General features: G+C 63.4%; 16 protein-coding genes and 1 tRNA gene. 9 read left to right on the top strand and 8 right to left on the bottom strand.

The genetic code is table 11. The features are described from left to right. The first annotated feature begins 128 nt into the window (after positions 1-128). On the top strand, positions 129-893 hold the full coding sequence (locus FCK22_RS03505) for a sulfite exporter TauE/SafE family protein (protein WP_067264563.1): 765 nt from the start codon (positions 129-131) through the stop codon (positions 891-893). 213 nt (positions 894-1,106) lie between these two features. Here FCK22_RS03505 and FCK22_RS03500 read toward each other — a convergent pair. Further along, positions 1,107-1,182, bottom strand: a tRNA-Ala gene (locus tag FCK22_RS03500). 99 nt (positions 1,183-1,281) lie between these two features. Beyond that, a complete protein-coding gene (locus FCK22_RS03495) occupies positions 1,282-1,611 on the bottom strand; it encodes a TIGR02300 family protein (RefSeq protein ID WP_067264560.1) in 330 nt (109 codons plus the stop codon). A 111-nt stretch (positions 1,612-1,722) separates the two neighbouring features. Between FCK22_RS03495 and FCK22_RS03490 the strand changes: the two genes are divergently transcribed. Beyond that, on the top strand, positions 1,723-2,409 hold the full coding sequence (locus FCK22_RS03490) for a SprT family zinc-dependent metalloprotease (RefSeq protein ID WP_067264558.1): 687 nt from the start codon (positions 1,723-1,725) through the stop codon (positions 2,407-2,409). Here the strand turns inward: FCK22_RS03490 and FCK22_RS03485 are convergent. After that, entirely contained in the window at positions 2,406-3,527 is a 1,122-nt protein-coding gene (locus FCK22_RS03485; protein ID WP_067264554.1) for an aminodeoxychorismate synthase component I, read from the bottom strand. The two genes, FCK22_RS03490 and FCK22_RS03485, sit on opposite strands and share 4 nt — an antisense overlap. Before the next feature lie 8 nt (positions 3,528-3,535). Next, entirely contained in the window at positions 3,536-3,829 is a 294-nt protein-coding gene (locus FCK22_RS03480) for a Dabb family protein (protein ID WP_067264550.1), read from the bottom strand. A gap of 126 nt (positions 3,830-3,955) precedes the next feature. On the opposite strand from FCK22_RS03480, the gene FCK22_RS03475 reads away from it, so the two are divergent. After that, positions 3,956-4,606, top strand: coding sequence for a GntR family transcriptional regulator (locus FCK22_RS03475; protein ID WP_067264652.1), 651 nt, complete (start codon positions 3,956-3,958; stop codon positions 4,604-4,606). Between the two features lie 177 nt (positions 4,607-4,783). After that, positions 4,784-5,230 (top strand): GNAT family N-acetyltransferase, encoded by a 447-nt coding sequence (locus FCK22_RS03470; protein WP_067264547.1) that lies wholly within the window; start codon positions 4,784-4,786, stop codon positions 5,228-5,230. On the opposite strand, the gene FCK22_RS03465 is transcribed toward FCK22_RS03470, so the two are convergent. Then, a complete protein-coding gene (locus FCK22_RS03465; RefSeq protein WP_067264544.1) occupies positions 5,227-6,189 on the bottom strand; it encodes an acetyl-CoA carboxylase carboxyltransferase subunit alpha in 963 nt (320 codons plus the stop codon). The genes FCK22_RS03470 and FCK22_RS03465 overlap by 4 nt on opposite strands. A gap of 158 nt (positions 6,190-6,347) precedes the next feature. Beyond that, the gene (locus FCK22_RS03460) at positions 6,348-7,307 is read right to left on the bottom strand and encodes an L-malyl-CoA/beta-methylmalyl-CoA lyase (RefSeq protein WP_067264541.1); all 960 of its coding nucleotides are present in this window, start codon (positions 7,305-7,307) and stop codon (positions 6,348-6,350) included. A 257-nt stretch (positions 7,308-7,564) separates the two neighbouring features. On the opposite strand from FCK22_RS03460, the gene dgcN reads away from it, so the two are divergent. From dgcN to FCK22_RS03445, 3 genes are read left to right on the top strand one after another with little or no spacing between them, the layout of a single operon-like run. Beyond that, positions 7,565-8,566 carry an N-acetyltransferase DgcN gene (dgcN, locus tag FCK22_RS03455; RefSeq protein WP_067264538.1) on the top strand — a complete coding sequence of 334 codons (1,002 nt, stop codon included), beginning with the start codon at positions 7,565-7,567 and terminating at the stop codon, positions 8,564-8,566. Positions 8,567-8,568: 2 nt separating this feature from the next. Next, the gene (dgcA, locus tag FCK22_RS03450; RefSeq protein ID WP_067264650.1) at positions 8,569-9,534 is read left to right on the top strand and encodes an N-acetyl-D-Glu racemase DgcA; all 966 of its coding nucleotides are present in this window, start codon (positions 8,569-8,571) and stop codon (positions 9,532-9,534) included. 2 nt (positions 9,535-9,536) lie between these two features. Next, on the top strand, positions 9,537-10,397 hold the full coding sequence (locus tag FCK22_RS03445; RefSeq protein WP_067264531.1) for a D-amino-acid transaminase: 861 nt from the start codon (positions 9,537-9,539) through the stop codon (positions 10,395-10,397). A gap of 3 nt (positions 10,398-10,400) precedes the next feature. Here the strand turns inward: FCK22_RS03445 and FCK22_RS03440 are convergent, their stop codons facing one another. Continuing rightward, on the bottom strand, positions 10,401-10,844 hold the full coding sequence (locus FCK22_RS03440; RefSeq protein WP_067264528.1) for a DMT family transporter: 444 nt from the start codon (positions 10,842-10,844) through the stop codon (positions 10,401-10,403). Positions 10,845-10,950: 106 nt separating this feature from the next. Here FCK22_RS03440 and FCK22_RS03435 point away from each other — a divergent pair, with 106 nt between their 5' ends. Next, positions 10,951-11,409, top strand: a complete 459-nt coding sequence (locus FCK22_RS03435) for a MaoC family dehydratase (RefSeq protein WP_067264647.1) — start codon at positions 10,951-10,953, stop codon at positions 11,407-11,409. A gap of 86 nt (positions 11,410-11,495) precedes the next feature. On the opposite strand, the gene FCK22_RS03430 is transcribed toward FCK22_RS03435, so the two are convergent. Then, positions 11,496-11,807, bottom strand: a complete 312-nt coding sequence (locus FCK22_RS03430) for a DUF1244 domain-containing protein (RefSeq protein WP_067264526.1) — start codon at positions 11,805-11,807, stop codon at positions 11,496-11,498. Positions 11,808-11,959: 152 nt separating this feature from the next. Here FCK22_RS03430 and pyk point away from each other — a divergent pair, with 152 nt between their 5' ends. After that, positions 11,960-13,405: a pyruvate kinase gene (gene pyk, locus FCK22_RS03425; protein ID WP_067264517.1), complete on the top strand. Its 1,446-nt coding sequence runs from the start codon at positions 11,960-11,962 to the stop codon at positions 13,403-13,405. Positions 13,406-13,422 lie beyond the last annotated feature (17 nt).

The raw sequence follows: 13,422 nt of genomic DNA, 5'->3' as shown, positions 1-13,422 counted from the left end.
TGCTTGGGACAGGCATAGACCTTTCGCAGTCGCAGCACAACAAAGATACGTTTTGCTGCGGCATTTTGTTCTAATCTTGCGCAGTCATTTTTGACGTGCGGCCCCGGAGGAGGGTGCTATGTAACGGTATGAACAGTATTTTCCCCTTTCTCACCCCGTTCGAATTTTATGCTGCACTTGCAATCGGTCTTTGCGGTGGCTTCGTCAAAGGCGTGGTGGGCTTTGCCCTGCCGCTGGTGCTGATTTCCGGTCTCACGACCTTCATGGCGCCCGATCTGGCATTGGCGGGGCTGATTTTGCCCACGGTGCTGGCCAATGCCTTCCAAGCGCTGCGGCAGGGGCCGCAGGCCGCGCTGCGGTCGATCAAGTTGTTTTGGGTGTTCCTGCTCTGCGGTGGCGTGATGCTGGTGCTCTCCGCCCAGATGGTGCGACTGGTGCCGGCGACCGTGATGCTGCTGATGATCGGCGTGCCGGTGGTGCTGTTTGCGCTGCTGCAACTGTCGAAACATCAGTTTCATCTGGCCCAGCGGTCGACGAAGGTCGAGGCGCTGGTGGGCGGATTTGCCGGGGCCGTTGGGGGGATTTCCGGCATCTGGGGGCCGCCCACGGTGGCCTATCTCACCGCGCTCGGGACCGCGAAACATGATCAGATGCGGATCCAAGGGGTGATCTACGGGCTGGGCGCGGTGGCGCTTCTCGTCGCGCATATCGGCTCGGGCGTTCTGAACGCGCAGACCTGGCCCTTCTCGGCGCTGTTGATTCTACCGGTGATGCTGGGCGTTTGGCTCGGCAGCAAGGTGATGGACCGGGTCGATCCGGTGCTGTTTCGCAAGATGACTTTGGTGGTCTTGATGGTGGCGGGGTTGAACCTGATCCGGCGGGCGGTTTTTTAATCGGTTGAAGTTGCCCCCCCCGGGGCCCGGAAACCAGCCGCAGGCGCCGGGCCATCGCTTGCACGCGGGAAGGCGATGACCCTCAGGAAACGATCGCGACGCATCGTATGCAGCTAGGCGCTAGCATTGTCCGATTTTGAGTAGGGTGGGTTTGCGCTCTCATCGCTTCTGCGAAGCGACTGCCGCGCAACGCCTTTTGCTTTGCAAAAGGCTTGGTGGAGCCTAGCGGGATCGAACCGCTGACCTCCTGCATGCCATGCAGGCGCTCTCCCAGCTGAGCTAAGGCCCCATCGTGGATCGTGATCGTGTGATCCGGGTCGTTCTGTGGCGCTGTCTAGGCGCTGGCGGAGGCGGGATCAAGCGGAAAATTGACCCCGCCGCCGATTAATTAATCTTCGTCGTCCGACGCCACATCGGCGAGGTCGTCGAGCGGTACTGTATCGTCATCATCGTCGTCATCGTCGAGGATGTCGTCGTCCAGATCCACATCGACCGCGTCATCGTCATCGACCAAGGATTCCTCATCAACCTTGTCGCCCTTCTTGGCTTTGGCTGTGACCGCATCCTCGGCGTCCGCCGCGATCATGCGCGACTTGGAATTGTCGACCTCGACCTCTTCGCCCGTGTAGGGGCTGATGATCGGATTCTTGTTGAGGTCATAGAAGCGCTTGCCCGTAGTGGGGCACAGGCGCTTGGTTCCCCATTCTTCGTTGGGCATGAAACACCCCTTTATAATATTGCTGTTGCGTGTAGATGATTCCGGCCAAGTGCCATATGAGGGGGGCACTGTCAAAGGCTTTGGCCTCTATCTAGGGACGTTGCTCCGGTAATGAAAGACCCTGTGCTGCCCGGCAACCCGCCGATTCCGCTGATCCTGCGCCGTTCGGCGCGCGCGCGGCGCATCTCACTGCGCATCTCGCAATTGGACGGACGGGTGACCCTGACCATGCCGAAACGGCTGGCAGAGCGTGAGGCGCTGGCCTTTGCCGAAAGCAAACAGGACTGGATTCGCCAACACCTCGCCGCGCGCGGCGAGGATGTGATCGTGGCCCCGGGGGCCGAACTCCCGGTAGGCGGCAAGCTGCTGCGCGTGCGCGGCGGGCAGGGGAGGGGGGTGCGGATCGGCCCCGAAGAGATCCTCGTGCCCGGCCCGGAGGAAAGCCTGGGCAAACGTCTGGCCGCACACCTGCGCGAAGTGGCGCGCGACCGCCTCGCCGGGGCTTGTGACGACTATGCCGCGCTACTGGGCAAGCCCTATGCCCGCATCACCCTGCGCGACACGCGCTCCCGCTGGGGGTCTTGTTCAAGCGACGGGGCGCTGATGTTCTCTTGGCGGCTGATTATGACCCCGCCCGAGGTGCTCGACTATGTCGCCGCCCATGAGGTCGCGCATCTGGCGCAGATGAACCACTCCCCCGCCTTCTGGGCCGAGGTCACGCGGATCTACGGCGATTATCAGGCGCCGCGCCAATGGCTGCGCGACCACGGCGGCGGGCTGCATCGTTACCGGTTCTAGGTGAGCGTGGCGAAACGCGCCTTCAGCAGCGCTTCGGCATATTCATCCTCGGCCGTGCTGTCATGCACCACGCCGCCGCCCACGTTCAGCCGCAGCCGCCCCTCTGGGTGACAGGTCGCCGTGCGGATCGCCACATTGAACTGCATCGCACCCGTGGGGGCGATCCACCCCACCGCCCCGCAATAGGCATCGCGCGGGGCCGGCTCCAAAGCGCGCAGGATCTGCATCGCGCGGATCTTGGGAGCGCCAGTGATCGAGCCGCAGGGAAAGAGCGCGTGAAAAAGGTCGGTCAGCCGCTTTCCCGGCAAGACCTGCGCCGTGATGCGCGAGGTCATCTGATGCAGGGTCTCATAGGTCTCGATCTCGAACAGTTTCGGCACCTCGACACTGCCCACCTCCGCGATCCGGCTGATGTCGTTGCGCAAAAGGTCCACGATCATCAGGTTCTCGGCCATGTTCTTTTCCGAAGCCGCAAGCTCTCCGCGCAGCTTCGCGTCCTCCCCAGCGTCCCGCCCCCGCCGCGCCGTGCCCTTCATCGGGCGGGCGGTGAGCTGCCCCTCGGCGGTGAGCGCGAAAAACAACTCCGGCGAGCGTGACAACAGCACAGGGCCGCCAAGATCGACGAAAGCCCCATGTGCCACGCTTTGCCGCTGGCGCAGCCGGGCATAAAGCGCCGCTGGCGTCCCGGTATAGCGCCCCTCCATCCCGAAGGTCAGATTGGCCTGATAGATGTCCCCCGCGCTGATGAAGTCCTGCACCTCAGCAAAGGCGGCCTGATACTGCGCAAAATCCCAATCCGGCGTGAGCGCCGATAGGCTGGCATCACCCGCATCTTCGGCAAAACCATAGGCCTCGGGCGCATCAAAAACGCCGAAACGCAGCAGGGGCAGCCCGCGCGCCGCAGGCATCAACTCGCGCAGCTTGTGCGAGCCGAGATAGCCCAACTCATAACTCGCATAGCCTGCCAACCACGCGCCGCTTTCCTGCGCCGCTTCAAGTGCTGCAAAGGCCGCAGGCACCTCAGCCGGGGTATCGGCACTGATGATCCGCCGCGGCGCGGTGAAGGCCGTGCCGTGCCCCAGCGGGCCAGTGTCGAAAAGAACGCGCGGGCCAGCCATGGCGCGCCTTAAAAGTCCGCAGGCACGCGCATATCGCGTAGGGGCCGCACGATATCGATGGATTCCTGGTAGATCGGATGCGCCTTATAGGCGGTCAGCGCCTCGGCATCCGGGAATTCGGCATAGACGACCACATCCACATCCCCCGACAGCGCATCGACACGGGTGTTTTCGCAGATCTCGAAAGTCGTCGAATGCGGAATGTCGGCCAATTTCCAAAGCCCCGCCACGATCGTCGGAATGTCCTTGGGGTCCTTGGCTGAGAAAAAGACCACATGACGGATGAAGTTTCGTTTGGTCACAGCGCGTCTCCTTAAGGCAGTTTGACCTCCGATAAATCGCCGCAAGGCCCGCGACAACGGGTGATCGCGTCTTGGCTGCAAAATGCCGCGCTTGACGGGTGGCTGGTTTGTGATCACAACCGCATCATGAACCTGACTCCACGCCCTGTCGAGGCCACGCCGCTGGCCCATGATCGTGTCTACCGCCGCCTGCGCGCGCGGATCATGCATGGCGATCTGCCGCCCGGTCACGCGCTGACCCTGCGCGGCATTGGCAAGGAATATGAGGTCTCAATGACCCCGGCGCGCGAAGCGGTGCGGCGGCTGGCGGCAGAGGGGGCGCTGACCATGTCGACCTCCGGGCGCATCTCCACCCCCGAACTCAGCAACGAGCGGATCGAGGAGTTGGCCGCCCTCCGCGCGCTCTTGGAGGTCGAGCTTGCCTCTCGCGCCCTGCCACGCGCCCATATGGCGCTGATCGAGCGGATGCAGACGATCAACACCAATATTGCCGAGGCCGTGGCCCACCGCGATGCGGTCAGCTATATCCGCACCAATCTCGAATTTCACCGCACGCTCTACCTGCGTGCCCAAGCGCCCGCTATGCTCGCCATGGCAGAAACGGTCTGGCTGCAACTCGGCCCCACCATGCGCGCGCTCTATGGCCGCCTGCGCCGGACCGAGCCGCCGCATTTCCACCGTCTGATCATCGCCGCCCTGCGCGCCGGCGATGAGCCGGGGCTGCGGCTGGCGGTGCGTTCGGACGTGACCCAAGGGCTGCGCATGCTGGCCAGCTGATCCCGCCCATGGCTTGACAGTCAGGCAGCGGCGGCGCATCAAAGGCATATGGAAAAGACCAGCTTCACATCTGTCTATTACCCCCGCTCCTGACCGGCGCGGCACCCATTCCCATACCCACAAGCCGCCACAGCGCGGCTTATCCTGTCTCCCTGTGGCCTCACAGAAAGAGACGACATGCCCCCCATTCGACCCGCCGTGAAATCCGACCTGCCGATGGTGCTCGATCTGGCCCACGCGCTGGCCGCCTGCCATGGTGACACCGCCACCGTGACGCGCGCCGCGCTGGAACGTGACTGCTTCGGCCCCACACCCTGGGTGACCCTTCTGGTGGCCGAAGGCGCCACCGGCCTGCATGGCTATGCCGCGCTCTGCCCGCAGATGCAGTTGCAATTTGGCGCAAGAGGGATGGACCTGCACCACCTCTTCGTCTGCGACACGGCCCGCGGGCGCGGCATTGGCCGCGCGCTGGTCGAAGCGGCGCTGGACCACGCCCAGAGCCAAGGATGCAGCTATGTCACCGTGGGCACGGATACAAAAAACCGGCGCGCGCAGGGTTTCTACCGCGCCGCCGGTTTCGATCAAATCACGCCCGATCCGCGTTTTCGGCGGCGGCTGGCTTAGGCCGCCAGCCCCTTGCGCCCCATCTCAAGGAACTTGGTCCGGCGTTCCTGAACCAGCGTCTTGCCGTCCTTGCCATCAAGTTCCTTGAGCATCGCTTTGATCGACTTGCCCACGGCCTTGATCGATTCCTCGGCATGGCGATGCGCACCCCCCATCGGCTCAGGGATGATCTGGTCGATCACGCCGAGCGTCTTGAGCTCATCAGCCGTCAGACGCATCTGCTCGGCGGCCTCGCGCATCTTCTCGCTGTCTTTCCACAGGATCGACGCACAGCCTTCGGGCGTGATCACCGAATAAACCGAATGCTCCAACATCGCGACACGGTTCGCCGTGGCGAATGCCACCGCCCCGCCAGAGCCGCCTTCGCCCACAATCACGCTGACCAAAGGCACGCCGATCTGCAGGCATTTCTCCGTCGAACGGGCAATCGCCTCGGACTGGCCGCGCTCTTCGGCACCCTTGCCGGGATAGGCGCCGGGCGTGTCGACGATGGTGACCACCGGCAGGTTGAACTTATCCGCCAGTTCCATCAACCGCACCGCCTTGCGATAGCCCTCAGGCCGCGCCATGCCGAAATTGCGCTCGATCCGGCTCTTGGTGTCATTGCCCTTCTCATGGCCAATCACCACGACAGGCGTATCATTGAACCGCGCCAACCCGCCCATGACGGCCAGATCATCGGCAAAGTTTCGATCCCCGGCCAAAGGCGTGAACTCGGTGAAAAGCGCCTCGATATAATCCTTGCAATGGGGCCGCTCCGGATGGCGCGCCACCTGACATTTCCGCCAAGGCGTCAAAGAGCCATAGAGGTCTTCGAGCATCCCGGCGGCTTTCTTATCCAGCGCGCGGGCCTCATCGGTGATGTCCATCTCTTCATTGGACCGGGCCAACGCCCGCAGCTCTTCCGCCTTGCCTTCGATCTCGGCCAGGGGTTTTTCGAAATCCAGATATTGGGTCATTGCATGCTCCGGCTTGTTGCCTGTGTATATGGAGCGCCGCGCGCCGGTTTGCAACGCGGGTTTGCAAGGCAGGCAAGCCCACGCCCCTCCCTCTTCATCCTTTTTCAAATACCCTCGGGGGTCCGGGGGCAGGGCCCCCGGCGGCTTGCCAAAAGCGCTCAGCCCCCGGCGATCATCTCGGACTGGCGCACGATCACCTCAGCCTGTTTGATGCTGGCGATATCCACCAAACGCCCCTTATAGACGGTGGCCCCTTCGCCCTTGGCCTTGGCCTCTTCCATCGCGGCGAGGATTTCGCGCGCTTCGGCCACAGCCTCTTCCGACGGCGTGAACACCTCGTTGCTCAGCGCCACCTGCTTGGGGTGGATCGCCCATTTGCCGACCATGCCCAACGTGGCCGAGCGGCGCGCCTGCGCCCGGAAACCTTCGTCGTCCGAGAAATCGCCGAAAGGCCCGTCGACGGGCAGCACGCCATGGGTGCGGCAGGCGGCGACGATGGCAGCCTGCGCCCAGTGCCACGGGTCCGACCAATGCTTCTGCTCGCCGCGCTGCATATAGTAGTTCTCCTGCGTGCCGCCGATGCCGGTGGTCTGCATCCCCATGGAGGCGGCGAAATCGGCGGCCCCCAGCGACATGGCCTGCAAGCGGGGGGAAGACGCGGCGATCTCTTCCACATGGGCGATACCGGCAGCGGATTCGATGATGACCTCAAAGCTGATCTTCTTCTCGCGGCCCTTGGCGGTCTCGACCGCCGTCACCAGCGCGTCAACGGCATAGACATCCGCCGCGCAGCCCACCTTGGGGATCATGATCTGGTCAAGCCGCGGCCCGGCCTGCTCCAGCAGTTCCACCACGTCACGATACCAATAGGGCGTGTCCAGCCCGTTGATCCGCACCGAAAGCGTCTTGTTGCCCCAGTCGATCTCGGAAATCGCCTTGATGATATTGGCGCGCGCGCTGTCCTTGTCCGAAGGTGCCACGCTGTCTTCGAGGTCGAGGTTGATCACATCGGCATCCGACGCTGCCATCTTTTCAAAGATCGCCGGACGGGAACCGGGGCCGAACAATTGGCAGCGGTTCGGACGGGCAGGGGCGGCAGGCTGAATGCGAAAGCTCATGGGGCACCTATGGGTAATATTATTTCAACGTGTGTCTTCATTCTGGTATGAAATTGCGCCGTCAATCGCAAGGAGGTTTTCGCAGTTGCAGCATTTCGAAAGGCCCGCCCTTCGACGAAAGGTGCGCACGAATTTTGCGCAGCCAACGGTAATTCGCGGGAAATGCCGCGCATTTGCATGCAGACGCGTCGACAACGCCACGCACTTGCGTATTCTCGCGCGCAATATGCGGACAAATTCAATGCCGGAGGCTTGCCATGATCAAAACCCCCTATCTGCTCTTTCTGGGCGACGCGCCTGACTCTCTGTCCGCCAAGGTCGCTCAAGGTATCAAGGATTGGCGGCCCGACAATGCGGTCGGCCAGTTCCGCATGGAGGGCTGCAAGGCCGATCTCGGTCTGCAAGACATGACGCTGGCCGAAGCGCGTGAGGCGGGGGCCGAGACATTGGTCATCGGTGTCGCCAACCGTGGCGGTAAAATCAGCGCGGCATGGAAAGAGGTGCTGATTGAGGCGCTGAACATGGGCTTCGACATCGCCTCGGGCCTGCACAACCTGCTGCGCAACGAAGCCGATCTGGTGGCGGCTGCCGAGGCGAACGGCACCACATTGCATGACGTGCGCGTGCCCAGCGTCGAATACCCGATCGCCGACGGTAAGAAACGCAGCGGCAAACGGGTTCTGGCCGTGGGCACCGATTGTTCGGTCGGGAAAATGTACACCGCCCTCGCGCTGGACGAGGCGATGCGCGAGAAAGGCATGAAAAGCACCTTCCGCGCCACCGGCCAGACCGGCATCCTGATCACCGGCGAAGGCGTGCCGCTGGATGCGGTGATCGCCGATTTCATGGCCGGGTCGGTGGAATATCTCACCCCCGCCAATGACGATGACCATTGGGACATCATCGAAGGGCAGGGCAGCCTGTTCCACGTCTCTTATTCCGGGGTGACCATGGCGCTGATCCACGGCGGCCAGCCCGATGCGCTGATTCTGTGCCATGAGCCGACCCGGACCCATATGCGCGGCTTGCCGGAATACAGCCTGCCCAGCCTTGAAGCGGTGCGCGACATGGCGCTGACGCTGGCGCAGGTGCCGAACCCAGACTGCAAAGTCGTCGGTATCTCGGTCAACACCTACCACATGTCCGAGGCCGAGGCGGATGCCTATCTGGCCGAGGTTGAAGAGCGTCTTGGCCTGCCTGCGGTTGATCCCTTCCGCCAAGGGGCGGCGCGACTGGCCGATGCGCTGGCGGCGCTGTGACCATGCAGATCGACGTTACCGCAGATACGTTCAAACTGGCGCAGGTCTTTACCATCAGCCGCGGCTCGCGGACCGAGGCCAAGGTGCTGACCGTCCGCGTAACCGAAGGCGGCGTGACCGGCTGGGGCGAATGCGTGCCCTACGCGCGCTATGACGAGACCCTCGAATCGGTCACGGCTGAAATCAACGGCCTGCCGGGCGATATCACCCGCCAAGCGCTCTATGATCTGCTGCCTGCCGGGGCCGCACGCAACGCGGTCGACTGCGCGCTGTGGGATCTGGAGGCCAAACGCGCAGGCAAGCGGGTGTGGGAGTTGGCCGGGCTGACCGCGCCGGGGCCGGAGATCACGGCCTATACCCTCTCGCTGGACGAACCCGAGGCAATGCGCGCGCAGGCGGCGAAACACAGCTATCGGCCACTGCTGAAGATCAAGCTCGGCACGCCCGATGACATGCCGCGGCTCGAAGCGGTGCGCGCCGGGGCGCCCGATGCCACAATCATCATCGACGCCAATGAGGGCTGGTCGGCTGAGGTCTATGCCGACCTCGCCCCGCATCTGCTCCGTCTGGGTGTGGCGCTGGTCGAACAGCCCCTGCCCGCTGGCGAAGACGACGCGCTTTTGGGGATGGACCGCCCCGTGCCCGTCTGCGCGGATGAAAGCTGCCATGACCGCGCCAGCCTGCCGGGCCTCAAGGGCAAATACGATGTGGTGAACATCAAACTGGACAAGACCGGCGGGCTGACCGAGGCGCTGGCGCTGCGCGATGCAGCGCGGGCCGAGGGGTTTGAGGTCATGGTGGGCTGCATGGTCGGCTCGTCGCTGGCCATGGGACCCGCGACGCTGGTCGCCCAAGGCGCGAAGGTGGTGGACCTTGACGGCCCGCTGCTTCTGGCCGAAGACCGCGCCAATGCTTTGAAATTCGACGGCGCGGGCGTGCATCCCCCCGCCGCAGCGCTCTGGGGGTGACCATGCGAACTGTCTATGTAAACGGCGAATACCTGCCCGAGGATCAGGCCAAGATCTCGATCTTTGACCGGGGATTCCTGATGGCCGATGGGGTCTATGAGGTGACGAGCGTGCTGAATGGCAAGCTCATCGCCTTTGACGGCCATGCCCAGCGTCTGACCCGCTCGATGAGCGAGCTTGACATGCGCGCGCCTGCGACGACCGAAGAACTGCTGGAAATTCACCGCGAGTTGGTGCGTCTCAACGACATCAAAGACGGGTTGATCTATCTTCAGGTGACGCGCGGGTCGGATGGCGACCGCGATTTCGCCTTCCCCGACCCCGAGACGACCGCGCCCTCGCTGGTGCTGTTCACCCAGTCCAAGCCGGGGCTGGCCGACAATCCCGCCGCCCGTGACGGCATCCGCGTGATCAGCATCGAAGACATCCGCTGGGGCCGCCGCGATATCAAAACGGTGCAGCTGCTCTACCCGTCGATGGGCAAGATGATGGCCAAGAAAGCCGGTGTCGAAGACGCTTGGATGGTCGAAGATGGTTTTGTGACCGAAGGCACGTCGAACAACGCCTATATCGTCAAGGACGGCAAGATCGTAACGCGCGAGACCTCGAACGACATCCTGCACGGCATCACCCGCAAGGCGGTGCTGGAACTGGCCCGCGAAGCGCAGATGCAGGTGGAAGAGCGGAACTTCACCATCGAAGAGGCGCAGCAGGCGGATGAGGCTTTTGTCACCTCGGCCAGCGCTTTCGTGACGCCGGTGGTTGAGATCGACGGCGCCAAGATCGGCAGCGGCACGCCGGGCAAGCTTGCGCCCCGTTTGCGTGAAATCTATCTCGAAGAGATGCGCAAAACCGCGATCTGAGTTTCAGAACCGCGATAAAACCAGCCCCGCCGCCACCAGCGCGGCGGCGGCAATGCGGGTGGGGGTGATGGCCTGCACCGACAGCCCCAAAAGCCCCGTGGCATCGATCACCAGCGCCGCGCTCAACTGCCCGAGGATCAGCGCCGAGATCACTGTCAGCGCCCCCAGCGTCGGGATCGCCCAAAGCACCGACCAGACGTAGAAGGCCCCCAACACCCCGCCCAGCAGCAAAACGGGCGAGGCCGAGGTCGCGCGGGGCAGGGCGCTCAACTCGCCCCGCAGCAGCAAGACCCCCAACAGGATCGCAAAGCCGACGCCAAAGGACACCGCCGCCGCAGCGACCCCGCTGCCAATGTTGCGGCCCAAGGCAGCGTTGATCGGGGTTTGCAGGGCCACGGCGGCCCCGGCGATGGCGACGGTGATAAGGGCGAGGATGGGGGTGTTCATGGCGGCTCCGCTCTGCTTGGCCCCAGCATGAGAGATGTCCCGCCGGGTGCAAGGGCTTTCGCAGCGAACGCCCGCGCGGCTAGACTGGCGCAAAGAGGAGGCCGCGATGCGCAGAGAGATTGACCGGGCAGAGATGGAAGCCGCCGTGGGCCGTGAGTTGGGCGTCTCGCCGTGGTTCATGATGGATCAGGCGCGGATCGACGCTTTTGCCGATGTGACCGAGGATCACCAGTTCATCCATGTCGACCCGCTCCGCGCGGCCAAGACGGATTTTGGCGGCACCGTGGCGCATGGGATGCTCACCCTGTCGATGATGTCGGGCATGGCTTACGGTGCGCTGCCGGTGGTGACGGGAACGAAGGCATCGATCAACTACGGGTTCGACAGCGTGCGCTTCGTGGCGCCCGTGCATTCCGGCAAGCGGATTCGGGGGCGGTTCACGCTGGCCGAGGCGCAGAGGCGCGGGCGGGGTGACCTGATGACCCGCTTTGCCGCAACGGTAGAAATCGAAGGCACCGCGCGGCCTGCGCTCAAAGCGGATTGGCTTGTGCTCTATCAGTTCTAGGCGAAGCCCTTCAGCGCGCTTGGCCGAGGCAAAGGCGGGCGCACAGGGATGCGCGCCCGCTTTGTGGGTTCATTCAGGCGGGTTGCTCAACCCTTTCCGACATTCTCTTCAAAGGCTGTTTTGAACGCCTCTTTCTGGCTGTCGTTCGCATCGGTCTGATAGTTGGCTTTCCATTCGTCCATCGTCATCCCGTAGAACAATTCGCGCGCCTCGTCCTTGCCCATCTCGATGCCGCGTTCGTTGGCGGCCTCTTGATACCAGCGCGAGAGGCAGTTGCGGCAAAAACCGGCGAGGTTCATCATGTCGATGTTCTGCACATCCGTCCGATCTTCCATCAGGTGTTTCTGCAACCGCCGAAAGGCGGCGGCTTGCAGTTCGATCTCTTGTTGGCTGGGCATGACAGCTTCCTTCTCATATCACTGGACGGAACCGCGATGGACCGTCATTCTGATGAAACCTTTGACAGGCACTCATGGGGGCGCTAGGCCACCGGACAGGCGATGTTATCGTTAACATTCGCTCTGGGGACATAGGACACGAAGGAACAGATATGAGACGTTTGCGCAATGTAAAGATCGTGGCCACGCTTGGGCCAGCCTCTGAAACCCGAGAGGTGATCGCGGCATTGCACAACGCCGGGGCGGATGTTTTCCGCCTGAACATGAGCCACGGAAGCCACGAAGAGATCCGGGAAAAGCACCGGATCATCCGCGATATCGAGAAAGAGACCGGCGGCGCGATCGGCATTCTGGCGGACCTTCAGGGGCCGAAACTGCGCGTTGGCGTGTTCGAGGGCGATGGGCCAACCTTGGAAGAGGGGGCATCCTTCCGGCTTGATCTTGACGAGACGCCGGGCGATGCGACCCGCGTCTGCCTGCCCCATCCTGAGATTTTCGCAGCCCTTGAGCCGTGCGCGAGCCTGTTGATCAATGATGGCAAGATCCGCCTCAAAGTGCGCGACTGCGGCCCGGATTTCGCCGATTGCGAAGTGGTGACGGGCGGTGTCATCTCAAACCGCAAGGGCGTGAACGTGCCCGACGTGCTGCTGCCGCTGGCCGCGCTTTCTGAGAAAGACCGCGCCGATCTGGAGTTCGTCTGCGAATTGGGGGTCGACTGGCTCGCCCTCAGCTTTGTTCAGCGGCCCGAGGATGTGACCGAGGCGCGCGATCTGGTCAGAGGCCGGGCGGCGGTGCTGTCGAAGATCGAGAAGCCCGCGGCGGTGGAGCGGTTCGAGGCGATCTTGGATGTCAGCGACGGCATCATGGTGGCACGGGGCGATCTGGGCGTGGAGCTGCCGGTGCAGAATGTGCCGCCGATTCAGAAACGTCTGGTGCGCAAATGCCGCGCGGCGGCCAAGCCGGTGATCGTGGCGACACAGATGCTCGAATCGATGATCGAAAGCCCGATGCCGACCCGCGCCGAAGTCTCGGACGTGGCCACCGCGATTTACGAAGGCGCCGACGCCGTGATGCTGAGCGCCGAATCCGCCGCCGGGGATTACCCGCTGCAGGCCGTTGCAACGATGGACAACGTGGCTCAAGAGGTCGAAGCCGATTCGACCTATACGCAGATCATCGAATCCTCGCGTACGGCGGATCGCACCACCGTGGCCGATGGCATCGTCGCCGCCGCGCGTGAGATTGCCGAGACGACGGACATCAAGGCGATCTGCTGCTTTACCCAATCGGGCACCACCGCCCTGCTGACCGCCCGCGAACGGCCCCGTGTGCCGATCATCGCCCTGTCGCCGCTGGTCAACACCGCGCGCCGTCTGGCGCTGAGCTGGGGCACGAATTGCATCATCACCGATGGGCATGACCGGTTTAAGCTGGCCGTGCTGAGCGCCGCGCGGGCCGCCCTGTCAGAGGGGTATGCCGGACCGGAGGATCATATCGTCGTCACCGCCGGTGTGCCCTTCAACGTGCCGGGCAGCACCAATATTCTGCGCGTCGCGCCCTGTGACGAACGTTTGATTTACGCCTCCGATCCAGAGTAGCCTTTCCTCAGATAGGG

The sequence above is a fragment of the Sulfitobacter sp. 15WGC genome, from assembly GCF_005068605.1.
In the GTDB taxonomy this organism is placed as follows: Bacteria; Pseudomonadota; Alphaproteobacteria; order Rhodobacterales; family Rhodobacteraceae; genus Sulfitobacter; species Sulfitobacter faviae.
This window is presented reverse-complemented; position numbering and strand designations above follow the sequence as displayed.